The sequence below is a fragment of the Lentzea aerocolonigenes genome, from assembly GCF_000955955.1.
Lineage (GTDB): Bacteria > Actinomycetota > Actinomycetes > Mycobacteriales > Pseudonocardiaceae > Lentzea > Lentzea aerocolonigenes_A.
Genome location: NZ_JYJG01000007.1, coordinates 53049 through 77247, shown reverse-complemented (window position 1 = coordinate 77247; position 24199 = coordinate 53049). Strand labels below are relative to the sequence as shown.

The window sequence follows — 24199 nt, the reverse complement described above, 5'->3', positions numbered from 1 at the left end:
ATACAGTCGGAGCGTGACCTCAGCACCGACATCGCGAGCACGGCAGCGGATCCGCGTCCGGTCGAGCCGGGCCACCTCCGGTGACCTGCTCGGATTGCTGCCAGACCCGGAGCACGCGCTCGCCTGGGTGCGCGACGGGTCCGGACTGGTCGGCTGGGGCGAGGCCGCGCGGCTCGAGGTCAGCGGCCCAGACCGCTTCGCGCAGGCGGACAAGTGGTGGCGCGAGTTCTGCGCGCACCTCGACGTGGACGACACGCTGGGCGTACCCGGCAGCGGCCCCGTCGCCTTCATCTCGATGGCCTTCGCGGACTCACCCGGCGACTCGGTGCTGATCGTCCCCGAGGTCGTGGTCGGCCGCCGCAACGGCGAGCAGTGGATCACCACGATCGGCGCCGCGGACACCACGCCCGACGTCGCGCCGCTGTCCCGCCCGTCCGGCATCCGCTACTCGAACGGTCAGCTGCCGGTCACGCAGTACCGCGAGGCCGTGCGTTCCGCCGTTGCCCGGATGCGCGGCGGTGAGCTGGACAAGGTGGTGCTCGCACACGACCTGGTGGCTTCCACCGATCGGCGCCTGGACCAGCGGTTCGTGCTGCAGGGGCTGGCCCGGCGGTATCCGGAGTGCTGGGCGTACGCGGTGGACGGCCTGGTGGGCGCGACGCCCGAGCTGTTGCTGCGCCGCACCGGCTCGGTCGTGGACTCGAGGGTGCTGGCCGGGACGACCTGGCCGCACGACGGGGTTTCGGACGAGGAGCTCGCCGCCGCGTTGATGTCGTCGGAGAAGAACCTCGAGGAGCACGACTACGCGATCACGTCGCTGGCGGACACGTTGCGGCCCTTTTGCACCACGATGTCAGTCGAGGGACCTTCGGTTCTGCGGCTGCCCAACGTGTCGCACCTGTCTTCTGACGTGATCGGCACCCTCGAGTCGTCGGTGTCGTTGCTGCACCTCGGGGAGGCTGTGCATCCGACGGCCGCGGTGGGTGGGACGCCTCGGCTGGACGCGACGACTCTCATCGGTCAGCTCGAGGGCATGGACCGCGGCCGGTACGCGGGACCCGTCGGGTGGATCGACGGGAACGGGGACGGCGAGCTCGGGATCGCGTTGCGGTGTGCGCAGATCAGCGGGTCGACGGCGCGGTTGTTCGCGGGGTGCGGGCTGGTGGCGGACTCGGATCCGGACATCGAGGTGCAGGAGGCGCACGCCAAGATGCGGCCGATGCGCGAAGCCCTAGAGGGGCTTTAGGACGCTGGCGACGAAGGCTGCCTTGCCTTCCGTGTACGCCTCACGGTCGTGTCCGCTTTCTTGGGCGAGTTGGCGCTTCAGGTCTTCGTAGGCCCGCACGAGCTTCGCGTCTTGTCTGAGGGCGTCGCGGAAGCGGATCTGGTCGGTCCACCTGTGGTGTCCGGCCTGGATGAGGTGCAGGTGGGCTTCTCTGCGCTGTCCTGACGCGTCCGGCTTGACGAAGAAGCGGCGCCACGGTCGTTGGTCCAGCTCCGGTGGCACGTAGGCCCAGCCGGCGGCGGTCAGGCGTTCGGTCGCCTCGATCGTGTCGAGGTCGGTCACGGAGGCCTGGAGGTCGACGATCGGCTTCGCGGCGAGACCTGGGACCGCGGTCGAGCCGACGTGCTCGATGCCGTCGACCAGCCACGGTGCGAGGAGCTTCTTCAGCTGTTCGCGCTCCGCCTCCGCGCGAACCGTCCAGCTCGGGTCGTGTGGGCGGACTTCTGCTCGTTCGTACGCCCAGGCGGGCGCTTGCTCGCTCATGGAAGCCACCCGATTTCGGGCCGGAACGCGCTGACGCAGGGGTCCCCCTTGCTGGGAACCGTGCGTCACAACGTACTCAGCCGGTTCCGAGTCTCACGGGCGTTCGGCCAGGCCTCACGCGCCGGTGCCCACTATGGCGTCTGCAAGTACTACCAACCCAACATCAACAGGCTCGTAACTACGCCCAACCTGTTCGACGTGTACCGAACAGGTTGGGCGTGGTTACGAGCGATTCGATCATGAGTTGGTGGTACTTGCAGACGCCATCAGCAACCGGGGCGGACGTGTTGCGCACGTCCGCCCCGGTCACGACCAGGTCACCTGATCGGTAGAACTCAACGTACTCAGCCGGTCTGACAGTTTCGGCTTACTTGTGCGCGGCTTACTTGTGCGCGTCCAGCAGCTCGTGCGTCAGCTGGATCTTGGCGCGCGACTTGGGCTCAGCCGCCTTGGCCGGAGCAGACGCCACGGACAGCGACCGGGTCGCCGCGTCGGCGGTGCGACCGGGCGCCTGGGCCGGCTTGCCCTTGGTGAACAGCCACGTCTGGAACACCTGGTCCAGCTGCTGGCCCGACACCCGCTCGGACAGCGCGATGAACTCCTCGATGGTGGCGTCGGAGTACTTCTTCTCCGCGGTCCACGTCTTGAGGATCTCGAAGAACTTCTCGTCACCCACGGCCACGCGCAGGGCGTGCACGGCCAGGGCACCGCGGTCGTACACGGCGCCGTCGAACACCTTGTCGGCGCCGGGGTCGCCGGGCAGGACCTGCCAGAACGGGTCGTCGGCCGGGTACAGGTCGTAGGTGAAGTCGGCGTTCTCCTGGGCCGTGCCCTCACCGATGTGCTCGGACCAGAGGAACTCCATGTAGGACGCGAAGCCCTCGTTCAGCCAGATGTCGCGCCAGTGGTGGACCGACGTCGAGTCGCCGAACCACTGGTGGCCGAGCTCGTGGGCGATGACGTAGGTGTTGGCGCCGCGGCGGAAGAAGGCCGTGTCGTAGTTCGGGCGCGTCTGGTTCTCCAGCGCGTAGCCCAGGCCAGGGGTGGCGACGCCGCCCTGTGCCTCGAACGGGTACGGGCCGACGTTCTCCGCCAGGAACTCGATGACCTCTGGCGTGCGCTCGATGCTCGCCTTGGCCGCGTCGGCGTTCTCGCCGAGGCGCTCGGAGTACGCGTTGTACACCGGCTGGCCGTTCGGTGCCGTGGACTGGCGGATCTCGAACTGGCCGATCGTCAGGAACGTCAGGTAGGTCGCCTGCGGCTTGGTGCTGCGCCAGTTCCAGCGCGTGTAGCCGTTGATCTGGCGCGTCTGGCCGACGAAGGTGCCGTTCGAGATCGCCTCGACGCCGTTCGGCACGGCGACGTTGACGTCGAAGGTGGCCTTGTCGGTCGGGTGGTCGTTGGACGGGAACCACCAGGAGGCGATCTCCGGCTCACCGATGGCCAGGGCGCCGTCGGGAGTCTTGGTCCACGCGGTGAAGCCGTTGCGGTCCTTCACCGTGGACGGTGAGTCCGCGTAGGTGACGACGATCGTCAGGTCCTGGCCCTTGCGCACGCCGCCGGGCGGGGTGAGGGTCAGCTCGCCGTCGTCGGACACGAACGAGGTCGGCCGGTTGTTCACGCGGACCGACTTGACCTTGAGCAGGAAGTCGAGGTTGAACTGCGTGAGGTCCTCGGTGGCCTTGGCGAGGATCGTCGTGGTGCCCGACAGCTGGTCGCCGGTCGGGTTGTAGTTGAGCCTGATGTCGTAGTGGGAGACGTCGTATCCGCCGTTGCCGTACGTCGGGTAGTACGGGTCGCCGGCACCGGGTGCACCCGGAGACGCCGCCAGCGCCGTCCCCGCGAAGAGCGTCATCGCGGCCGCGGACGCCACCGCGGCCGTCGCCTTGGATCTGATCGACATGCGCGGGACGCTATCCACAGCTCGAGGTGCGAACCACCGACTTACGTAGGTTTCCTACCTGCTGAAAATGTTTGACACAGTCGACTTGAGACGTTGGTGCAGCGCACGCAGTTCGTCTCTTTTTGCCTGCACTTCCACCACTTGGAGGCCTTTTGGCCGCGCAAGTGCGCTACGGAACTCCTCCGGGCCGTCCACTGTGGAGTGCGGAATTCGGTAGCCCGCGCACAAAGCGGCCAAATCCGTCCCATGTGGGGTGCCGAATATCCTTTCGAAACTTCGGCTGTGTTCAGGGGCTCCTTGTTCCAGCAATGAAAAGATCCCGCCGCCGTCGTCGTTGAGCACGACGATCGTGAGGTCCGGCCGGTGGTCGGCCAGCAGGCCGTTGCTGTCGTGCAGGAACGTCAGGTCGCCCATCAGCGCATATGCCGGACCGTCGTGAACGACGGCGAGCCCGATGGCCGTGGACACGCTGCCGTCGATGCCCGCCGCACCCCGGTTCGCGTGGATCGTGATGTCCGAACGGCGTTCGCCCGCGTGGTCGACGTCGCGGATCGGGTTCGACGAGCCGACGAACACCAACGCGCCAGAAGGCACCGCCTGGGTGAGGTCACGCGCGACGTGCAGACCGGTCGGCCACGCAACATCGTCCAAAAGATCATCAACGGCCTCGCTGACGCTCTTCACCGCGCTCTGCCACGCCTGCAGCCACTCCCCGTCGTGTTCCGCCGGTTCGGGCAGCCAGGTCGAGGCACGCGATGCGGTGAACTGCGTGTCCGGCCACTGCGCCTGGTCACCGACGGCGTGCACAACCGCCGTCTGCTTCAGCACCGCCTGCTGGCCGCGCGACAACGTCACCCGGCCCACGACGAGCACCGCGTCCGGCCGGAGGTGCTCCGGCAGGCCCGCGTTGAGCAGCAACGAGCCGTGCCGCAGGCCACCGGGAGCGGTCGGCTCGGCGATCACCGGCCAGCCGAGCTGAGAAGCGGCGAGCAACCGCTCCTGGCGGTCGTCGCCGAGCAGCACCAGCGTGCGGGGCGGCAACTGCGACGGCCTCGTCTCGACGGTGAACGTGCGGTCCGTCGCGGTCCACGGAGTCCGGTCAGACGACGGCCACGAGGAGTCGTCCGGGGTCAGCGGCGGCCGGAACGGCACGTTGACGTGCACAGGACCGGGAGTCGCGATCGCGCGGCAGACCAGCGAGCGCGTAGTCGGCTCGTCCGCACCCTCCGGCATGTGCAGCGTCGGGATGCCGAGCAGGTCGTGCTGGTTGATCGTCTGGCTGGCGCCGGTGCGGTACAGGTCGACCGGGCGGTCGGCGGTCAGCGCGATCAACGGGACGTTCGTCAGCTGCGCCTCGACGACCGCGGGGTGCAGGTTCGCGACCGCCGTGCCGCTGGTGCAGGTCACGACCGCGGGCCGACCAGTCTTCGCGAGGCCCAGCGCCAGGAACCCGCCGCTGCGTTCGTCGATCCGCACGTGCACCGTGAGCAGGCCCTTCTGCTCGGCCTGGTGCAGCGCGAACGACAGCGGGGCGTTGCGCGAACCGGGGCACAGCACGACGTGCCGGACGCCGTTGCGCACCAGCTCGTCGACGATCACCCTCGCGTGCGCACTTGACCCGTTCATCCGTCGATTGTCTCAGTGGCCGTCGCTACGCTGCTGAGAACCAGGGGGTGGGGCATGACTGAACAGCCTGAACCGCGCAACGAGGTCAGCGGCCCGGTCTCAGGAAACGCGTGGCAGATAGGTCACGTGCACGGTGACCTCAACCACACGGTGAACAACACCGAACACGCGCCGGCTCAGCCCGAAGAGCTGGAGCTGGACATCTGGCTCGTGCTCGCGGGTGTGCTCGCCGTCGTCAGCGGCCTGGCCATGATCGGCAGCGCTCTCGCCAACGGGGAGTTGACGCCTCGGCTGGTCGGCGTGGGCATCGTCCTCGACGGCGACGGCCTGACCGGACCGGCCAGGGGCGCGGCCTGCTGGCTCGGGGTCTGGCAGGTGTGGACGGCGTCGGACCTGTTCTCCCGCGGGAAGCAGGTGCGCCGGCGCGATCGGCACCCGGCCCAGATCGCCCTGTGGCTGTCGTACGTCCCGATCTTCCTCGCGCTCGGCACGCCGGCACCGTGGATCTGGTTCTGCCTCATCTCGGCCGCCGCCGCGCTGATCTGTCTGTTGCGCCGTCCGCAAGCGCCACGTACCGGCCGACGAGTGATCGCCGCGGTGGTCGGAGTCATCGCGTTCGTCACGTGGTTTCTGCCAGAAGTACGTGGGCTCTGGAGCAGCGAGGTCGACGCCTCGGTGCTGGGCGCACTAGCGGGCACCCTGCTGCTACTCGTGATCATCGTGGTGCCGGTGCACGCGGTGCTGACCGCTTCCGCCGTGAACGCCGGTCGCACGTTGCGCAGCTGGTCGATCTGCCTGCTCCTGAAGCTCGCGACCACGTGGGTGGTCATGTCGCAGTGGCACGTGCACCTCCCGGCCGGGTCCAACGTGTTCTCGTCGTTCCTGCCGACCATCGGAGTCGTCGCGATGCTGCTCGCGTCGTCGAGCATCCGGGAGCGGGTCTGGGCGCCGGGCGCCTAGAGTCTCGGACCGTGGCAGATCAGGAGCTCTTCGACCCGTCGCTGTGGAAGCCGATTGAGGGCTTCGACTTCACCGACATCACCTACCACCGCGCGCTCGACCAGGGCACGGTCCGCATCGCGTTCAACCGGCCGGAGGTCCGCAACGCGTTCCGGCCGCACACCGTGGACGAGCTGTACCGGGCACTCGACCACGCGCGGATGTCGTCCGACGTGGGCTGCGTGCTGCTGACCGGCAACGGGCCGGCGCCGAAAGACGGCGTCTGGGCTTTCTGCAGTGGTGGTGACCAGCGGATTCGCGGGCGCAGCGGGTACCAGTACGCGTCCGGTGAGACCGCCGAAACGGTGGACCCGGCGCGGGCCGGGCGGCTGCACATCCTGGAGTGCCAGCGGCTGATCAGGTTCATGCCGAAGGTCGTCATCGCGGTCGTGCCCGGCTGGGCCGCGGGCGGTGGCCACAGCCTGCACGTCGTGTGCGACCTCACTCTCGCGAGCGAGGAGCACGCCAAGTTCAAGCAGACCGACGCGGACGTCGGCTCGTTCGACGGCGGCTACGGCTCGGCGTACCTGGCGCGGCAGGTCGGCCAGAAGTTCGCGCGCGAGATCTTCTTCCTCGGCCGCACGTACTCCGCCGAGGACATGTACAAGATGGGCGCCGTCAACGAGGTCGTGCCGCACGCCGAACTGGAGACCAGGGCGCTGGAGTGGGCCCGCGAGATCAACGGCAAGTCGCCGACCGCCCAGCGGATGCTCAAGTACGCGTTCAACCTGATCGATGACGGTCTGGTGGGACAGCAGATCTTCGCCGGCGAGACGACCCGGCTCGCGTACATGACCGACGAGGCCGTCGAAGGCCGCGACGCGTTCCTGGAGAAGCGCGACCCCGACTGGTCGAACTACCCGTACTACTTCTGAGCGGGATCTGATGCTCGACGAACTGCGCGCGGCGCTCGACGGTGGCGAGCCGCTGGTGGACGGCCCGCTCGACGGCTGGGAGAAGCGGGCCGCGCTCGGCGTGCCCACCTCCGGGTCGACGGGCGAGCCGAAGACCGTGCTGCTCGACGCCTCGGCCCTCACGACCTCGGCCGAAGCCACGCACGAGCGGCTCGGCGGGCCCGGGACGTGGCTGCTGGCGTTGCCCACCAGCCACATCGCCGGGGTCCAGGTGCTCGTGCGGTCGATCGTCGCGGGCAGCACACCCGGCGTGCTGGACATGTCGAAGGGCTTCCGCGCCATGGGTTTCGCGCAGGCCGCGCGGCCGGTGCTGGCCCAGCCCGGCCGCCACTACACCGCGCTGGTGCCGACGCAGCTGTCCCGGCTGGTCGTGACCGAGGGGCCGGGGCTCGAGGCGCTGCGGCAGTTCGACGGCGTGCTGATCGGCGGGGCCGCCACCCCTCCGAAGCTGTTGCAGCAGGCGCGCGCTTTGGGAGTGCAGGTCGTCACCACGTACGGCATGAGCGAGACGGCCGGTGGGTGTGTGTACGACGGTGAGCCGCTGCGGGACGTCTCGGTGCGCACCGACGACGTGATCGAGATCAGCGGACCCGTGCTGGCGCTGGGATACCGGGGCAGCGCGGAACCGTTCGGCGAGTGGTTCCGCACCGGGGATCTCGGCCGGCTGCGCGACGGGCGGCTGGAGGTGCTGGGCCGCGCGGACGACGTGATCGTCACGGGTGGCGAGAAGGTGCCGCCGATCCTGGTCGAGCGGGCTCTGGCGACCGTCGAGGGCGTGCTGGAGGCGTGTGTCGTCGGGGTGCCGGACGACGAGTGGGGCATGGTCGTCGCGGCGGCTGTGGTCGTGCGCGGTGACGAACCGTCGCTGGATGCCTTGAAGGCTGCTGTCTTGGACGGCGCGGGCCGCGCTGCCGTGCCCAAGCTGGTGCGGTTCGTGTCCGAGCTGCCGTTGCGCGGACCGGGCAAAGTCGACAGAACAGCAGTTCTCGACTCTTTTAGGTCATGGCCTCGTCCCTGAGGTGCAGACGTTCGTCGCCTGGTTCTCCGGTTCGGGGATGCCAATAGGCTTGCTGCTGCCGCCCTAGCTGGCTGCCAGGGTGGGCGCTGCGTGTGGACGCATGACTTCGCCCCAGCACGCCACACCACGTGTTGCGATGTTGCGTGCCGCGTTGTGGTCGGCGTGCCCAACGAAGCCGCACCGGCCACAGACATACGACGCTTGCGAGCGCCGGTTCTTCTTGTCGATCTCACCGCAGCTGCTGCATTGCTGCGAGGTGTACGCGGGATCGACCCGTACAAAAGCGATGCCTGCTCGCTCAGCCTTGTAGGCGAGAAACTGGCCGAGTTGGGCAAACGACCAGGAGTGCAGCGTGGCCCGTTGGGGCTTGCGAAGCCGTACCCGGTCGCGGATCCCTGTCAACTGCTCGACAGCGATGCCGCGTCCGGTGCGTTCAGCCTCGGCCACGATGCGCTTGCTGATCTGATGGTTCACATCGGCGGCGAACCGCCTCTCCTTACGGCGGCGCTTCTTCAGCAACCGTCGCGAAGAAGACGTCTTCTTGGCTTGCAACCGCCTGCGGAGGCGCTGCTGTCGCTTGCGATGGCGGTTCAGGCGAGCCCCGGACATTCGATCGCCGTCGGAGGTGGTCGCGAGGTTCACGATCCCCATATCGATTCCGAGAAATCCGTGCACCGGCTCCCGATGGGGTGCCTGCGAACCATCGACAACAGCGTGCAACGTCCACACCCCGTCGCGGTTGACCAGATCGGTTTCCCCAATCGACCTGGAACGGAGCAGGGCGAGATGGCCGGGGTGCCCCATAATCCGCACACCACGCAGCCGGCCTGCGGTGCTCCAGATCGACACGGTGCCTTCACGACCAGCCTCAGCCAGCCGCCATGACAGGCAGCGCGCGTCGAAGGGCTGCCCAGCCTCCGGGCGGAACACGATCGGGCGGGACTCGACCTTGCGACGCCGGTCCGACTCCGGACGCCCGTAGTTCCCAGCCGTGAGGTTGGCACGCAACGTCGTGTACGCGTCCACGGTCTTGCTGATCACTCGGATGGTCGGCTGCGCCGCCAGACCGAACCGTTCCCGCAACTGGACGTAGAAGCGCTTCTGCACGTCGAACTTCCGGAACTCGCCGGCAGCGTGCATTTGCTCGGACAGCCATGAGCCGGCCGCATTGCAGACATGCAGAGTCGTCAACAGTGCCGCCGACTGTTCAGGCGTCGGCAACAGACGCACCTGCACCACCTGCTTCACGCGATCAGCATGGCATTGCTCCGCATCGCCGGAGATTTAGGTGAACCTTTACCGCTGAGGACAACTCTCCCCCGCGAAGCGCGCGGACCCAGCCGCGTGCGCTAGCGATGGGGGTTTCTCATGCGCTACCTGTTACCGCTGGTCGTCGGCGCCTGCATGGTCGTCGGACTGGCGTCCCCTGCCCAGGCGTCCGGCAACGAGTGGTCCGCCGACCTGAACTACAAGCTCGTGTCGTGGGGCGGTTCTCCGCGGACGGGCCTGATCGAGCTGGAACCGCACAGACTCGCCCAGCCAGCCAACACGGTCACGGCGGCGGTGACCGGCGACGGCGTGGTCGACGTGCGCGGTCTGCGGCCGGACGGCCAGTGGACCGAGTGGCTGGAGGCGCCGGCCACGTTGCCGGTGGCCACGAACACCGTCCAGACCCGCGTGGTTCTGAGCAGTGGCAAGGCAGAACGCGTGCAGCTGACGGCTTCGGACAAGCCCGCTCCTGCGGAAGACGTTTCCATTGCCGCTGCTGGACGTGCGTACCGCGTGTACGCGACGCGTGAGGGCCTCGTCGGCGGCAACACGGCGAACGGTCACACGATCCGTTCACGCGACCACTTCGTCGCGCTGCCGTCACGCCGTGGCTTGGCGCCCAACAACTCCGGCAGTTACAGCGTGCAGGTGTGCGCCTCGAACGGCCGTTGCGAATGGGCTCCGGTGTGGGACGTCGGCCCGTGGAACACCAAGGACGACTACTGGAACCCGTCCACCACGCGCGAGATGTGGAAGAACCTGCCGCAGGGCAAGCCCGAGGCGCAGGCCGCGTACGAGGACAACTACAACGGAGGCAAGGACCAGTACGGCCGTGAGGTCGCGAACCCGGCCGGCATCGACCTGGCGGACGGCGTGTTCTGGGACGGCCTCAAGCTGACCACCAACTCGTGGGTGACGGTGACGTACCTGTGGACCGGCTCCGGTCCTGTCGGGACGGTCCGCACCTCCGCGGCGAACGGCACGGTGAACGTCCGCAGCGGCGCGAACTCCTCGACGTCGCAGGTCGGTCTGGCCGCGAACTACGCCCAGGTGCGGGTCACCTGCCAGCTGACCGGCGAGTCCGTGACCGGCACGCAGGGCACGTCCAACATCTGGTACCGCATCGCTTCCGGCAAGCACGTCGCCAAGGCGTACGTGGCGGGCGTGTCCGGCGCGACTAGCTGCTGATAGGCCCGTTGGCGGGTCCTCAGTAGCCATAGCGGAGGATGGAGGCATGGCCTCAGTCGTCCAGTGGATCCAGGGGACCCGCCCGCGCACCCTGCCGAACTCGATCGCGCCCGTGATCGTGGGAGCGGCGGCGGCACACCACATCGACGAGTTCAACGCGCTCTACACGGTGCTGGCGCTGGTGGTCTCGATCGCGCTGCAGATCGGCGTGAACTACGCCAACGACTACTCCGACGGCATCCGCGGCACCGACGACAACCGGGTGGGGCCGTTCCGCCTCACCGGTTCCGGTGCCGCCGAGCCGGCCAAGGTGCGGCTGGCGGCGTTCATCTCGCTCGGGGTGGGCGCGCTCGCGGGAATCGCCTTGGTGGCCCTGTCCGGGTACTGGTGGATGATCGCGTTCGGCGCTGTGTGCGTTGCCGGCGCGTGGTTCTACACCGGCGGCAAGCGTCCCTACGGCTACGCGGGGCTCGGCGAGATCGCCGTGTTCCTGTTCTTCGGGCCGGCCGCGGTGCTGGGCACGCTGTACGTGCAGACCGGCGAGATCACCGGGATCGGCATCGGGGCGTCCATCGCGATGGGGTCGATCTCGGCGGCCGTGCTGGTGGCGAACAACCTGCGTGACATCCCGACGGATGCCGTGTCGGGCAAGCGAACCCTGGCCGTGGTGCTGGGCGACAAGGACACCCGCAGGCTCTACCTCGCGCTGGTGGCGGTGCCGTTCCTGATCGCGCTCGGGATGACCGTGCGGGTGCCGTACGCGTTGCTCGGGTTCCTCGCGGCGCCGATCCTGCTGCCCGCGGTGCGCCGGGTGGCGGCCGGGCGTGGTGGGCGCGACCTGATCCCGGTGCTGCAGTTCACCGGGATCGCGATGCTCGCCTGGGCCGTGCTGGTCAGCGTCGGGTTGTTCCTCGACTGACTTCGCCCTACCAGGCGTCCTCGGTGAACTGGGTCGGCTCGTCGTCGTCTCCCCGCGCGGGCTTGCGCGGCTGCGGCGGCGGGACCATCTCGCCCTTGATCAGCGTGTCGAGCGTGGCCCGGTCGGCCTCGAGTGCTTCCCGCACAAGGGGATCGTGGCCCGCCTCGCCGGTGAGGACCTGACGCCAGCTGAGCCCGGCGCCGCGGGCGATGCGGTCGGCCAGCTGCCGCATCGCCGGTGACGCTTCGCTCGACTTGGCGAACTGCATCACCCTGCGGACGTCCTCAGTGGACGGTTCCTTGCCCTTGAGCCCCTGCTGCGCAGTCCTCATGGCGCGGTCCACGTCGGCGACCGCACCCGTCAGGAAGTCCTCCGCCGCGGCGATGTCCGGTGTCCGCCAGGCCGTCATCACCACTTGTCCTCCGCGAAGATGTCGGGGTCGTTCTCGTCGCCGTCGTCACCCCTGCCTCTGCGCGGGCCCTGCGCGTTCATGATCTCGTCGGCGGTCATGCCCTCCTGCAGCATCTGGAACGCCTGCTTCATCTTCTTGACGTTCTCCTGCTGCATGGCCTGCACATCGGGATCCTGCGCGGCCTTGCCGGAGACCACGTCCTCCCAGCTGAACTCGCCCGCGTCCACCTTGCGCTTCAACGCTTTCAGCTGCGGCGGCGCGTCCTTCTCCTGCGCCGCGCGCTCGACCTGCTGGGCGATCGCCTTGAAATCGACCGGCGGGACCGGCGGCAGCGGCGTGTCCTTGAGCCGGGCCGCGAGGTCCTGCGCCTCCTTGAAGCGCGCGTCGACCTGGGCCTCTGCCGCCCGCAGCTCCGCGGACTTCCAGCCGTCGTTGGGGGTCGTCATCAGTTCTCGCTCCCGAAAAGACCACGCCGGATCGGCCGGACCTCGTCGCGGACGTCGCTCAGCTCGGCGCGTCCGGCGACCGCACGCCACTGCCGGAAGTCCACTTCGGTCAGTCCGAGCTGGTGCGCGGTTTCGTAGTTCTCGCCGAGGAAGTGCAGCACCGCCTGGTCGGCCTGGATGCCGATGATCTCGAACTCCGCGTTCTTGTAGGTGCAGAGCTTGCGCAGGTAGGCGAGTTCCTCCACCGCGGCGTCCGGGATCTCCAGCACGCCCTCGGTGAAGTCCGGCGGTGCTGGCTGACCGGCGAGCGGGTGCAGCGTCAGGATGCCGGGCCGCGGCCCGAAGTCGACGTCGAAGCCCTGGCCGCGGAAGGTCGCGACCAGTCCACGACGGACGGTCGGCCGCAGCGGAACCGGTGCCTGCCAATACCTTCCGGGACCGAAGCCGACGTCGCCGATCGGATACCAGCCGATCTGGCGGTTGATGTACTTGCCCACCGCCTTGCCGTCACCGTTGGGCTCGAACCGCCAGAGCTCGGTGCCCGCGGGCAGTTCGGTGAGCTCCATGACGTACTCGGGGATCGGCTGCGCGCTGGGCGTGTAACCGGTGCCGGTGAACGGCACGGGGTAGACGCGGGTGGTGCCCATCTTCTGCGCGCCTTCGAGCGTGGGGCCGCCGAAGCTGGTGTCGAAGATCTGCGTGGTGTGGGCGAGGAACCGCAGCACGTACTGGCTGCCCTGCGGCCAGCCCTCGACCTTGTCCACGCCGAACGTCTCCGCGAACTGGTCCGCGGTGCCCTGCGGGAAGTCCTGACCGCGCGTCACGAACCCCGCGGTGCGGTGCGGCTCGAACCGGCCGGGCACCACGACGTTGCCCAGGTGGAGCTGCGCGACCGCGGGGTGCACGATCTTCTGCAGGATCGTCTCCGGCCCGATGCCGGCCGCCTTCTGCACGGCCTGTGGGGTGCTCATGCGGGGTTCTTCTCCTTCCACCGCGCCAGGTAGTCGATGCGGTTGACCTGCACGTCCTCGAGCTCGTCCTGGTTGAAAGTCTTGCGGAAGCCGTTGTACTGGTCGCCCTCGAGGCCGTTCTCCTCCGCCCAGATCTGCGACGGCCCGACGTAGTCCGCGCCCATCGTGCCGTCCTGGTTGGGGTACAGCACGAACGGCTGGCCACGCCACTTCCCGGTGAACTCGTCGCGGTACCAGGCGTCGACCTCCCGGACCGGCACCCGTTTGACGCGCAGGTCCTCGTAGTGCTCGAAACCCTCGTCCGTCGCGTACGACTCGCCGGGGATCTTGACGATCTCGATCGTGCCCCCCGACTCGACGCCGGCGAAGTAGGTCTCGCTCTTGTACTCGACTACTTCACGGGTGTGCTGGACCACGACGCCTCGCTCTCCCCGAGCTGGTACCAGCCGCGGCCTCGCTCGTACACGGCGTGCAGACGTTCCTGGCCGTCCTTGACCTCCCAGATCTCCGCCCGGTCAGGCAGAGCGGCAGGCTTGGCAACCCACTCCGGCACACCGCCGCCGGTCGACCCGGTACCGGTGAACGGGTCCCGCCCGCGCTTCACCTCGCTGGCACCACCCGCGTCGGCCATCGTCTGGGCGGCCTTGTCCCAGCGCTCCTTCTCGCCCGGCTCCTGGTAGTACCGGTGCTCCTGGCCCGGCCTGCCCTCCGCCTCCTCGCCGAAGTCGCGATCGGTCTTCTCGGGGCCACCGTAGGGAATGGTCGCGGTCTTCGCCTGGTCGTCCGTCATGTGGTAGCGGAGCTGCATCGCGGACTCGGCCTTGTCCTTGATCGGCGTCCAGCCCTCGCCCTTGTCGTCGAGGGCCAGACCCTCGCGCAACCCCATGGGCTTGTTGATGTCGTGCACGTCCTCGGCCCTGGCGATGCTGCCGGCGACCGTGCCCTGCCGCTGCGCGTCCGTGGACAACGGGTTGTCGTGGTGCTTCAGGTACCCGTCGACCGCGTTCGGGTGCAGCACCTTGGTGACGAGGTCACCGGACTCGACCTTGATCTGGTTGCGGACGTTGGCGACCTCGTGGGCCTCGGCCGGGGTCAGGTCCGCGGACAGCTTCTTGCTGAGGTCGATGTAGCGCTCGCGGTCCGCCGGATCCGGGTAGATCTGCTCGAGCTGGTGCTTGTACCCGTCACCGGACGCCGCCATGGCCGCGTGGTCGAAGGCGGGCGTGAGGTCGTGCCCCTTCGGCGACCGCGGCGTGTCGTCGCCAGACCCGCCGTCGCCGCTCCCGGTCCCGTCCTGGCCGTCGTGGCTGCCGTGACCGTTGGACGCGTCGGTGTCGTGCTTTGGGTCGGCGTCGTGGTCGGCGGGGGTGGCGTCCGGGTGGTGGTCGTCGTGGGTCTTGGCGCCGTCGGCGTCGCTGGTGCCGGTGTCGTGGCCCTTGTCGTCGTGCGGCTTGGGCTCGCCGTCGTGAGGCTTGCCGTCGGTGTCGTGGGGCTTGTCCTGGCCGTCGTGCGGTTTGCCGTCGGCGTCATGCGGCTTGGGCTGGCCATCGTGAGGCTTGCCGTCGGCGTCATGCGGCTTGGGCTGGCCATCGTGAGGCTTGCCGTCGGCGTCATGCGGCTTGGGCTGGCCATCGTGAGGCTTGCCGTCGGCGTCATGCGGCTTGGGCTGGCCATCGTGAGGCTTGCCGTCGGCGTCGTGCGGTTTGCTGTCGGCGTCGTGGGGCTTCGGCTCGCTGTCGTGCGGCTTGCCGTCCGAGTCGTGGGGCTTGCTGCCGGACTCGTGCGGGGTCGTGTCGTGGGGCTTGGTGTCTGCCGAGCCACTGGGCGTCGTGTCGTGGGGACGCGGCGTGGACGGGTCGTGCGGCGTCGTGCCGCCTGATCCGTTGGGCGTGGGGTGGTCCGTGCCCGTGCTGGGAGACGGGTGTCCGGGAGGCGAAGGCAGACCGCCACCAGAACTCGGCGACGCGTGTCCAGGGGGCGAGGGCAGGCCGCCGCCGCTGCTCGGGCTGTCGTGTCCAGGGGGCGACGGAAGGCCGCCACCCGTGCTGGGAGACGGGTGTCCGGGCGGGGACGGCAAGCCGCCACCAGCACTCGGCGACGGGTGTCCGGGAGGCGAGGGCAGGCCGCCGCCGCTGCTCGGGCTGTCGTGTCCGGGAGGGGACGGGAGGCCGCCACCTGAACTCGGGGGCGACGGCAGGCCGCCGCCTGAGCTTGGCGTTGTGTGGCCGGGAGGTGTGGGCAGGCCGCCGCCTGAGTTCGGGGTCGGGTGGCCGTTGCCGGTGCCTGAGGGGGCTGGGGCCGTTGCCGTGCCGCTGCTGGCGGTCGGGTGGCTGGGCAGGCCGCCGGAACCGCCCGGCGTCGGGTGGGTGCCGCCTGTGCCTGGCTGGTGGGTGCCCGAGTTCGGGGCCGTGGGCAGGCCGCCTGAGTTCGGGGCCGGGTGCGTGCCCGCCGAACCTGGCGTCGGGTGCGAACCCGAACCCGAACCCGAGCCCGAGCCGCCTGGGCGCGAGCCGGGAGCAGTCGGAGGGCCGGAGTTCGCTTGGCCGGGCGCCGTCGGGAGGCCTGAGCCGTGGCCGGGAGGCGTCGGCAGGCCGGCCGCCGGCTTGGGCTGGCCAGAAGGCGCGCCAGAAGGAGTGGTGGGCCAGGCCGAGCCCGCGGAGGAGCCTGGGCGCGAACCCGAGCTGCGGGACGAGTCGCCACCGCCACCTGCGCCGCCCATCGGGGGTGCGCCCATGGGCATGGCGCCGCCGACCGGGGTCTGCTGGTGCGACGGTGGGGCGGCCGCGGGGGCTGCGCCGGCCGCGTGGGTCGTGTCGAGGCGCGGAGGTGCTGCTGGACCGCCGTGGCTGCCGGTCGGCGAGCCGCCGGAGCCACCATGGCTGCCCGCAGGAACACCACCAGCGCCGGCGTGGCCGCCACCCGAGCCGCCACCCGTGGGCACGCCGCCAGAACCGCCACCTGTAGGCCCGCCAGAACCCGCACCACCCGAGCCCAACGTGGGCGGCGCGGACACCGACGGGCCCGCGGCTGCAGCGTGTGTGGTGGGCGCGTCCGGACCGCCGTGCACGGTCGGCGCCGCCGAGACCGGGGCACCACCGGGAGCAACGGATGTCACGGCTGCGGGCTTTGTGCCATCAGAACCCGGCGGCGCGGTGACCTCACGCACCTTCGAGCCGATGTCGTGGCCCCGGTCCGCGATCTCGGTGGCCGAGTCCTTGATCGACGTCATGTCGTCGCGGATGTCGTTGACCGCGTTGCGCACGTCGCGGCCCGCCTCCGCCACCTCCTGGGTGGCGTTCATGGCCTCGGCCAGCGAGTCGGCGTCCTTCAGCTTGCCGATCGCCGAGAAGACGCGGCCCACGGCGTCGAACAAGGACTTCACGTCGGCGATGAGCTTCTGGACCGTGTCGATGATGTCCATGACACGGCGGTAGATCTGGTAGGCGTTCCAGACCATCTCCGCGGCCTTGATCCAACCGGCCAGCGGGATCCAGACGGTGGCGGCCGCCTCCAAAAGCTTGTTCACCAAGTAGTCGAGCAGACGCGCGGCCTGCTTGCCCAGGGCCTCGGCGCCGGAAGCGACCGTGTCGAAGCCCTTCGCGATGAGCTGCGTGACGCCCATCTCCGCGAACAGCGCGGCCTTCCAGCCGAGCGCGATGTACTTCTCGTGGGCGCGAGCAGCGTCGCCGTCCCAGTGAGAACGAACCTTGCCGACCGCGTCGGTCAGGTTGTACGAGACGTCGTTCATCGCGTTGCCGACCATGCGCCACGCGTCGCCGTCGGCCCGGATCTTCGTCCAGTCACCGGTGATCGGCGTGATGATCGTGGCGACCAGCGACTCGCCGGTCACGGCCTCGAACACCCAGTTGACCGCCTGCACACCCCAGCCCTGATCGGCGAGGACGTCGTTCAGGGAGGCCCGGTCGATCTCGGGCTGCTTCAGGGACGCGACGACCGGGCGTGGGTCGTGGTAGGTGGCGGTCACTTCAGGATTCCGTTGAAGATCGCGAGCTGGGCCCGCTCGACCGCCTCGTAGGACGAGGCCGTCGCCTCCATCGCGGACGCCGTGCCCTCCAGCTTGGACTTGCCGAAGTCGAGCGTCTCGTCGAACAGCGCGCGCACGACGTCCACGCCCGGCTGCAGCAACGTCAGCAGGCCGGTGAAGCCCGCCTTGTCGCACGCCGTGGCGTGGACGTACTTGCGGATCGTCTCGAACTCCTGCGCTTCGGTGCGCAGATACTCGGCGTACGCGCGCAACTCGGCGGCGTCGGTGAACAGCGACGACACGGGGTCCCCCCTGCGGACTCAAGTGCTCAGGTCACGCTGTGACGCAGGACTCCCGTCACCAGTTCCCCGTGCGGTGGAAGTTGTTCAGGCGTTCAAGACACGGGTCGAGATCCATGTCCTGTGCGGATACCCATGAGTCGTCGTAGTAGGTGTTCGCGTAACGCTCGCCACCGTCGCACAACAAAGTCACCACGCTTCCGCGCGTGCGAGACTGCCGCATCTCGGCCACGATCTGGAACGCACCCCAGAGATTTGTTCCGGTCGACCCGCCCACGCGCCGCCCGAGCAGGTCCTCCACGTACCGAGCCGTCGCCACGGACCCCACGTCCGGCACCTTGATCATCCGGTCGATCACCTGGCTGATGAACGACGGCTCCACCCGCGGCCGCCCGATCCCCTCGATCCGCGAGCCGCGCGTGCCCACGAGCTCGGGCTGTCCGTCCCGCCACGCGTCGAAGAACACCGAGAACTCGGGGTCGACGACAGCCAGCCGCGTGTTCAGCTTCTGGTAGTGGATGTACCGGCCGATCGTGGCCGACGTACCGCCAGTGCCCGCCCCGACGACGATCCAGTCCGGCTCCGGCGAGGGCTCGAGCCTCATCTGCTCGAAGATCGACTCGGCGATGTTGTTGTTGCCGCGCCAGTCCGTCGCGCGCTCGGCGTGCGTGAACTGGTCCATGAAGTGGCCGCCCAGCTCGGACGCCAGCCGCCGCGACTCGTCGTAGATCGCCGACGGCTCGTCGACGAAGTGGCACCTGCCGCCCTGCCGCTCGATCAGCACGACCTTCTCGGCGGAGGTCGAACGGGGCATCACCGCGATGAACGGCAGCCCCAGCAACCGCGCGAAGTACGCCTCGGAGACCGCCGTCGACCCGGACGACGCCTCGATCACGGGCGTGCCACCGGTGATCCAGCCGTTGCAGATCGCGTAGAGGAACAACGACCGCGCGAGCCGGTGCTTCAACGAACCGGTCGGGTGCGTCGACTCGTCCTTCAGGTAGAGGTCGATGCCCCAGTCGAGCGGCAGCGGGTAGCGCAGCAGGTGGGTGTCCGCGCTGCGGTTCGCGTCGGCCTCGATGATCGAGACGGCTTCGCGCACCCAGTGCCTGGTCCTGCTGCAAACACGGTCAACAGAGGTACTCACGCAGGCACGATAACCGCAGGTGACACCTACCCCTGAGTAAGAGGACCTTCGTCACCACGCAGCTCGGCGCGCAGCTTGTCGCGCTCGGCCTGCCGCACCGCCTGGCGCTCGTTCAGCCCCACGGCCACCCGCTGCCGCAGCCCCTTGAACAGGAACAGCGACGCCGGCAACGCCACGACCACGCCGACGGCCAGCGCGGGGAGCAAAGGAACCTTGAACAGCAGGAGTGCGCCCGTCACCACCGCGACGACGCCGAGGCGAGCGAGGACGTAGAGCGTCACATCTCGAACGAGCACCCGTTCAGGTTACGTCGGCCTCTTCGTCGCCGGTGTTCGGCCGGCCCTCGAACCGCGTGGACAGCACGACGGTCGTGCGCGTGCGGGCAACGCCGGGGATGCGCCGCAGCCGCCCGAGAGCGCGCTCCAGGTCGTCCACCGTGGCCACCCGGACCTTCACGATGAACGACTCGTCGCCCGCCACCCGGTAGCAGGACTCGACCTCGATGAGCTCGCCCAACGCGACCGCGACCTCGTTGTCGTCCGCGATGTCGGTGGGGTGGATGCCGATCAGCGCGGTCACGCCCAGGCCGACCGCGCTGGGGTCGACGACCGCGTGATACCCGACGATCACGCCGCTGGACTCGAGCTTCCCGACCCGCTCGTGCACGGCGGAGGCGGACAGGCCGACCTGCCTGCCGAGCTCGGCGTACGTGGCCCGCCCGTTGGCGCGCAGTGCGGCGATGATCTGTCGATCAAGAGCATCCACCCGCGTAACCCTATGCCCTGTCCGTCACGCGGGGGCCTCCCGTGCGCTCCTGCCAAACGAAAGCGCCCCGCGTGGCACGAAGCATGTCCGGTTTGGCCCGGTCGTCCCTTACTACCTCTTTACCAAAAAACAAGCGTTCGAGTACCTGATGGGTCAGATGCCACGATCAGACCGGAACGTCTGATCTGAGGAGGACGAGTGACTGCAGCCACCGAGCGGCTCTTGACGCCTGGGGAAGTCGCCAATCTGTTCCGGGTCGACCCGAAGACCGTGACCCGATGGGCCACCGCTGGTCGCATCGGCTCGATTCGCACGCCTGGAGGACATCGCAGGTTCCGTGAGACCGAGGTGAAGGCTCTGCTTTCGGAGCTCACCACCGAGGCGACTGAACCCGTCCGCCACTGAAACCGTAGTTATCCCTGGGCCGCGGGTAATCTCGTGGCAAAGGGAGGTGGCGACCAGATGATCTACCTGCTGGCGGTGATCGGTGCGCTCACCGTGGCTGTGCTGGTGTGGCGAGCCTTCGCCCCACAGCATTCGGAGTACACCCCGGGCCGCAAGGTGATCGCGCCTGACGACGACCCGGAGTTCCTGCGCAAGCTCGACGAGCAGCGCAAACGCGACGAGTGACCGGAAAAGGGGCCCTGTGCTCAGGGCCCCTTTCGCCGCGTCGTGAAACCGCCTGATCAGGTGTTCGGGAAGTCGTCCGCCACGACGGCGCCGAGCTCCAGCAACGCCAGGCGGGTCTCCGGTGCGAGCCGGTCCAGCGCGATCTCCGCGCCTTCTTCGAGGTGCTCGTCGAACGGCAGCCGGACGACCGCGCGGCACCGCTGCTGGAAGTGCGCGGCGAGCTTGTCGAGGTCGACCTTGCCGGACTTCGGGCGCACCGAGTTGATCACGCAGACGGACTTCGCGACCAGGTCGCGGTAGCCGTGCGCCTCCAGCCAGTCGAGCGTCGCCGCGGACGTCTGCGCGCCGTCGACCGAGCCGGACGACACCAGCACCAGCTGGTCCGCCTCGTCGAGCACGCCCTTCATCGCGGAGTGCATCAAGCCGGTGCCGCAGTCCGTGAGCACGATGTTGTAGAAGTGCTCCAGCAACGCCACGGTGCGGCGGTAGTCGTCCTCGCTGAACGCCTCCGACACGGCAGGGTCCTGCTCGGACGCCAGCACCTCGAGGCGGGCGGGCGACTGCGAGGTGTACGCACGCACGTCGCTGTACTTCGTGATCCGCGGGGCGTCGCGCAGCAGGTGCCGCACGGTCGCCGTGGTCTCCCGCGGGATCTTCAACGCGAGCGTGCCGCGGTCCGGGTTCGCGTCGACCGCGATCACCCTGTCCCCGCGCAGCGACGAGAACGTCGAGCCCAGCGTCGTGGTCGTCGTGGTCTTGCCGACGCCGCCCTTGAGCGACAGCATCGCGATCTTGTAGCACCCGCGCAGCGGCTGGTTGATCCGCGCGATCAGCTCGCGGCGGCGGATGTCGGCAGCGCTCTCACCGAGGTTGACCGCGCCACCGGTCATCGAGTGCAGGGACTTGCGCCAGCCGGAGGCCGGCGGCCGCTTCTCCTGCTTGATCAGCTGCTGCGACGACACTTCCTGCGCCTGCGAGCGGTACTGCTGGTTCGGGAAGTTGTTCGGGTACTGCGAGCCGGCGAACTGCCCGTACTGGGCCGTGTTCGGGGGCATGTTGTGAGGTCCCGACGGACCGCCGCTGACCGAATGAGCACCCGACTGGCCGCCGCCCACCTGGTACGCCCCGGAGCCGTCCACCGAGTACGCGCCGGACTGCGTGCCCGGCACCGGGTACGGGCCGCTCGCGTTGCCGGGAACCTGGTAGGAGCCGGACGCGTGGCCGGGCACCTGGTACAGATCGGGCTGGTACTGGTCCGCCTGGGGACCACCCACGTTGTACGGGCCTGATTGACCGCCGCTGACGTGCTGCGGACCGGACTGCTGCGGGTCGAGGTAGGCCGTCTGCGGGTCGACGTACTGCGGGCCGGAGCCCTGTTCCTCACCCGGTGGTTGCCAATTCACCGCTGTGGCCCTCCCTGAGCAAGAGGGACCAGGACTTCCCCGACCCCCAGGTTGCGACGGTACGCAACCAACGCCGGTTCCATCGACCTGGGGGCTTAACTCGTTAGAGACCCGCGTAAGAATGCAACCCGCTGGTGACCAAGTTGATGAAGAACAGGTTGAACACGTTCAGCGCGAAACCCGCGATGTTGATCCAGGCGGCCCCACGGCCACGCCAGCCGGCCGTCGCGCGCGCGTGCAAGTACGCCGCGTAGACCACCCAGCAGACGAACGCCACGGTCTCCTTGGGGTCCCAGCCCCAGAACCGGCCCCACGCGGCCTCAGCCCAGATCGCGCCGCAGATGATGCCCGCGGTGAACAGCGGGAACGCCAGCACCGTCGTCCGGTACGACATCCGGTCCAGCACGTCGGCGGACGGCAGCTTGGGGAAGCGCTCGCCGTTGGTGTCCTTGAGCAGGTAGAGGATCGACGTCACGCCGGGCACGAGCAGCACGCCGGACGAGATCGAGATCACCGAGACGTGGATCACCAGCCAGTACGACCGCAGCGCCGGCTGGACCGGCGCCGACTCGGCGTAGAGGACGGTGCCGCCGAGGAACAGCAGGACCAGGATCGGCGTCAGCACGAACGCACCGAGGCGGCGGATCGGGAACTTCGCCATCAGCACGATCCACGTCACGACCGCGGCGAGGCACAGCAGCGACATGTACTCGTACATGTTGCCCCAGGGCGCGCGCCCGGCGGACAGACCGCGCATGACCAGCGAGCCGAGGTGCAGCAGCGCGCCGAGCACCGTCAGCGCGGCACCCATGCGGCCGATGCGCTCCGACCGGGACAGGTCGCTCTTGGGCTGCTTCGGCTCGTCGGTGATGATGCCCGGGATCGGCGCACCGGCTCCGACCAGCGCCTCCGCCTTCTTGCGCGGGGCACGCGCGAACGCCTGCTCGACCGCGTAGAGCATGATCGCGAAGAGGTAGACGCCCAGCGCGCTGCGGTACAGCCAGTCGCTGTAGGTCGCGAGGGTCTCGTTGACCGGCATCAGGACTTCTCCTCGTTCAGCACCGCGCGGGCCAGCCGCGTGAACTCCTCGCCGTATCCAGCCTGGTCAGTGCGGGCCAGGCCGCCGACCTCGACCAACGTACGCCCGTCATCCTGAGGGGTCGCACGCACCCACACCCGGCGGCGCTTGACGGTCAGCGAGACCCCCAGGCCGAGGACGATCAGGATGGCGAACACCAGCACGTACCCCTGCGTGGGATCGTGCGAGACCTGCAACGACACCCAGTCGTTCACGGAGTCGAACCGGACCTTGGTGCCGTCGTCGAGCGTGAGCTCCTCGCCGAGCGCGAGGTTCTTGCGCGCGACCTTCTGCAACCGGCCCTGGTCGACCATCTTCATGTCGATCGAGAAGATCGACTGGCCGCGGCCGTCGTCCACCCCGAGGTCGCCGCGGTACACGTCGACCGCGACCATCGGGTTGTTCAGCGCGGGGAACTTCGAGTTCAGGATGCTGCCGTGCAGCAACGGCGTCGGCGCCAGCAGCCCCGTCACCGCGATCTGCCCCTTGCGCCGCTGGTCGGAGTCCGTCACGCCCGGCGGGTCGAACTTGGTCGCACCTTCGGACGCCAACGTGAGCTGGTCCGTCGGCAGCCACTGGATGCCCTGCGTGCGCTTCTCGCCGTTCGGGAACGTCACCGTGAACGTCGGCGTGTACCCGTGGCCCAGCAGGTAGAGCCGGTCGCCGTCGGTCCGCAGCGGGTGGTTGACCTGCAGCGTGTACGGCTCCCAGCTGTTCGCCGCGAGGTCCGCGCCCGACTGGTACCTGATGTCCGCCTTGAAGCCGACGGGCTGCCCGTTGTCGAGGTAGTCGGCGGAGAACTTGCCGATCTCCACGCAGAACGGCGTGAGATCCGTGCCGTCCACCCGCAGCCCCGGCCGGAACTGGTCGTAGTTGAAGATGCCGCCGTTGCAGAACTGGCCGCCGTCGGCCTGGACGATGACCTGGCCCTCGTAGCTGAACATCTTGCCCAGCGCGAACGACACCAGCAGCCCGAGCAACGCGAAGTGGAACACCAGGTTCCCGGTCTCGCGCAGGTACCCGCGCTCGGCGCTGACCGTGCCGTCGCCGGTGTCCATCCGCCAGCCGCGCATGGCCTTCTTCGCCCTGCCGACCGCCTCTTCCGGCGTCACGTCGAGCACGGCCTGCGCGTGATGCGGCATGCGAGAGAGGTTCCGCGGCGTCAGCACCGGCCGCGCGCGCATCTGCTTGAAGTACTCCCACAAGCGCGGCAGCAGACACCCGACGAGCGACGTGAACAGCAACAGGTAGATCGCCGCGAACCACGGCGTCGCGTACACCTCGAAGAACCCGAGCTTCTGCAGGAACTCGCCCCACCAGCCGTGCTCGGCGATGTACTGGTCGACCTTGGCCGCGTTCAACGACAGCTGCGGCAGCAACGCCCCTGGCATGGCGGCGAGCGCCAGCAGGAACAGCAGAGTCAGCGCGGTCCTCATCGACGTGAGGCCGCGCCACGTGT

24 protein-coding genes are annotated in these 24199 nt (G+C 68.9%); 8 read left to right on the top strand and 16 right to left on the bottom strand.

Going from position 1 to position 24199, the window contains the following annotated elements; translation table 11 throughout:
• Positions 1–13: 13 nt before the first annotated feature.
• On the top strand, positions 14–1246 hold the full coding sequence (locus UK23_RS02575; RefSeq protein WP_052684309.1) for an isochorismate synthase: 1233 nt from the start codon (positions 14–16) through the stop codon (positions 1244–1246).
• Here UK23_RS02575 and UK23_RS02570 read toward each other — a convergent pair.
• The 3 genes from UK23_RS02570 to menD form a co-directional block, all read right to left on the bottom strand.
• Positions 1232–1768 carry a GrpB family protein gene (locus tag UK23_RS02570; protein WP_045309785.1) on the bottom strand — a complete coding sequence of 179 codons (537 nt, stop codon included), beginning with the start codon at positions 1766–1768 and terminating at the stop codon, positions 1232–1234. The two genes, UK23_RS02575 and UK23_RS02570, sit on opposite strands and share 15 nt — an antisense overlap.
• A 382-nt stretch (positions 1769–2150) precedes the next feature.
• Complete coding sequence (locus UK23_RS02565; protein WP_045309704.1) at positions 2151–3671, bottom strand: M1 family metallopeptidase; 1521 nt, start codon at positions 3669–3671, stop codon at positions 2151–2153.
• 54 nt (positions 3672–3725) lie between these two features.
• Positions 3726–5297: a 2-succinyl-5-enolpyruvyl-6-hydroxy-3-cyclohexene-1-carboxylic-acid synthase gene (menD, locus tag UK23_RS02560; protein ID WP_045309703.1), complete on the bottom strand. Its 1572-nt coding sequence runs from the start codon at positions 5295–5297 to the stop codon at positions 3726–3728.
• 54 nt (positions 5298–5351) lie between these two features.
• On the opposite strand from menD, the gene UK23_RS02555 reads away from it, so the two are divergent.
• The 3 genes from UK23_RS02555 to menE are packed head-to-tail and all read left to right on the top strand — an operon-like array spanning position 5352 to position 8228.
• Positions 5352–6257 (top strand): hypothetical protein, encoded by a 906-nt coding sequence (locus UK23_RS02555; RefSeq protein WP_045309702.1) that lies wholly within the window; start codon positions 5352–5354, stop codon positions 6255–6257.
• Positions 6258–6268: 11 nt separating this feature from the next.
• Positions 6269–7171: a 1,4-dihydroxy-2-naphthoyl-CoA synthase gene (locus UK23_RS02550; protein ID WP_045309701.1), complete on the top strand. Its 903-nt coding sequence runs from the start codon at positions 6269–6271 to the stop codon at positions 7169–7171.
• A gap of 10 nt (positions 7172–7181) precedes the next feature.
• Positions 7182–8228 (top strand): o-succinylbenzoate--CoA ligase, encoded by a 1047-nt coding sequence (menE, locus tag UK23_RS02545; protein WP_045309700.1) that lies wholly within the window; start codon positions 7182–7184, stop codon positions 8226–8228.
• A gap of 63 nt (positions 8229–8291) precedes the next feature.
• Here menE and UK23_RS02540 read toward each other — a convergent pair whose 3' ends face one another.
• Positions 8292–9476, bottom strand: a complete 1185-nt coding sequence (locus tag UK23_RS02540; protein WP_045309699.1) for an RNA-guided endonuclease InsQ/TnpB family protein — start codon at positions 9474–9476, stop codon at positions 8292–8294.
• A 120-nt stretch (positions 9477–9596) separates the two neighbouring features.
• On the opposite strand from UK23_RS02540, the gene UK23_RS02535 reads away from it, so the two are divergent.
• Together UK23_RS02535 and UK23_RS02530 are read left to right on the top strand one after the other, a co-directional pair.
• Positions 9597–10685 (top strand): hypothetical protein, encoded by a 1089-nt coding sequence (locus UK23_RS02535; RefSeq protein WP_045309698.1) that lies wholly within the window; start codon positions 9597–9599, stop codon positions 10683–10685.
• A gap of 46 nt (positions 10686–10731) precedes the next feature.
• Positions 10732–11604, top strand: coding sequence for a 1,4-dihydroxy-2-naphthoate polyprenyltransferase (locus UK23_RS02530; RefSeq protein ID WP_045309697.1), 873 nt, complete (start codon positions 10732–10734; stop codon positions 11602–11604).
• Between the two features lie 7 nt (positions 11605–11611).
• Here UK23_RS02530 and UK23_RS02525 read toward each other — a convergent pair whose 3' ends face one another.
• From UK23_RS02525 to UK23_RS02485, 9 genes are read right to left on the bottom strand one after another with little or no spacing between them, the layout of a single operon-like run.
• Positions 11612–12013, bottom strand: coding sequence for a hypothetical protein (locus UK23_RS02525; RefSeq protein ID WP_045309784.1), 402 nt, complete (start codon positions 12011–12013; stop codon positions 11612–11614).
• On the bottom strand, positions 12013–12462 hold the full coding sequence (locus UK23_RS02520) for a hypothetical protein (RefSeq protein ID WP_052684308.1): 450 nt from the start codon (positions 12460–12462) through the stop codon (positions 12013–12015). The genes UK23_RS02525 and UK23_RS02520 overlap by 1 nt, the downstream gene beginning before the upstream one ends.
• Positions 12462–13433 (bottom strand): hypothetical protein, encoded by a 972-nt coding sequence (locus UK23_RS02515; RefSeq protein WP_045309696.1) that lies wholly within the window; start codon positions 13431–13433, stop codon positions 12462–12464. The genes UK23_RS02520 and UK23_RS02515 overlap by 1 nt, the downstream gene beginning before the upstream one ends.
• Positions 13430–13849, bottom strand: coding sequence for a hypothetical protein (locus UK23_RS51215; protein WP_156212684.1), 420 nt, complete (start codon positions 13847–13849; stop codon positions 13430–13432). Before UK23_RS51215 ends, UK23_RS02515 begins: the two co-directional genes overlap by 4 nt.
• Entirely contained in the window at positions 13825–17418 is a 3594-nt protein-coding gene (locus UK23_RS51210; protein ID WP_045309694.1) for a hypothetical protein, read from the bottom strand. The genes UK23_RS51215 and UK23_RS51210 overlap by 25 nt, the downstream gene beginning before the upstream one ends.
• Entirely contained in the window at positions 17415–17720 is a 306-nt protein-coding gene (locus UK23_RS02500; protein WP_045309693.1) for a hypothetical protein, read from the bottom strand. Before UK23_RS02500 ends, UK23_RS51210 begins: the two co-directional genes overlap by 4 nt.
• A gap of 55 nt (positions 17721–17775) precedes the next feature.
• Positions 17776–18864, bottom strand: coding sequence for a PLP-dependent cysteine synthase family protein (locus tag UK23_RS02495; RefSeq protein ID WP_045309692.1), 1089 nt, complete (start codon positions 18862–18864; stop codon positions 17776–17778).
• A gap of 26 nt (positions 18865–18890) precedes the next feature.
• Positions 18891–19160, bottom strand: a complete 270-nt coding sequence (locus tag UK23_RS02490; protein WP_045309691.1) for a DUF4229 domain-containing protein — start codon at positions 19158–19160, stop codon at positions 18891–18893.
• A 4-nt stretch (positions 19161–19164) separates the two neighbouring features.
• Entirely contained in the window at positions 19165–19629 is a 465-nt protein-coding gene (locus UK23_RS02485; RefSeq protein ID WP_045309690.1) for an Lrp/AsnC family transcriptional regulator, read from the bottom strand.
• A gap of 198 nt (positions 19630–19827) precedes the next feature.
• On the opposite strand from UK23_RS02485, the gene UK23_RS02480 reads away from it, so the two are divergent.
• Positions 19828–20034, top strand: a complete 207-nt coding sequence (locus UK23_RS02480) for a BldC family transcriptional regulator (RefSeq protein WP_030473853.1) — start codon at positions 19828–19830, stop codon at positions 20032–20034.
• Between the two features lie 57 nt (positions 20035–20091).
• Entirely contained in the window at positions 20092–20259 is a 168-nt protein-coding gene (locus UK23_RS52475; protein ID WP_086667950.1) for a hypothetical protein, read from the top strand.
• A gap of 56 nt (positions 20260–20315) precedes the next feature.
• On the opposite strand, the gene UK23_RS02470 is transcribed toward UK23_RS52475, so the two are convergent.
• The 3 genes from UK23_RS02470 to resB all read right to left on the bottom strand — a co-directional run bounded on the left by UK23_RS02470 (position 20316) and on the right by resB (position 24176).
• Entirely contained in the window at positions 20316–21662 is a 1347-nt protein-coding gene (locus tag UK23_RS02470; RefSeq protein WP_156212682.1) for a MinD/ParA family ATP-binding protein, read from the bottom strand.
• Positions 21663–21765: 103 nt separating this feature from the next.
• Entirely contained in the window at positions 21766–22701 is a 936-nt protein-coding gene (ccsB, locus tag UK23_RS02465; RefSeq protein ID WP_045309688.1) for a c-type cytochrome biogenesis protein CcsB, read from the bottom strand.
• Entirely contained in the window at positions 22701–24176 is a 1476-nt protein-coding gene (gene resB / locus UK23_RS02460; RefSeq protein WP_052684315.1) for a cytochrome c biogenesis protein ResB, read from the bottom strand. The genes ccsB and resB overlap by 1 nt, the downstream gene beginning before the upstream one ends.
• Between the last annotated feature and the right edge of the window lie 23 nt (positions 24177–24199).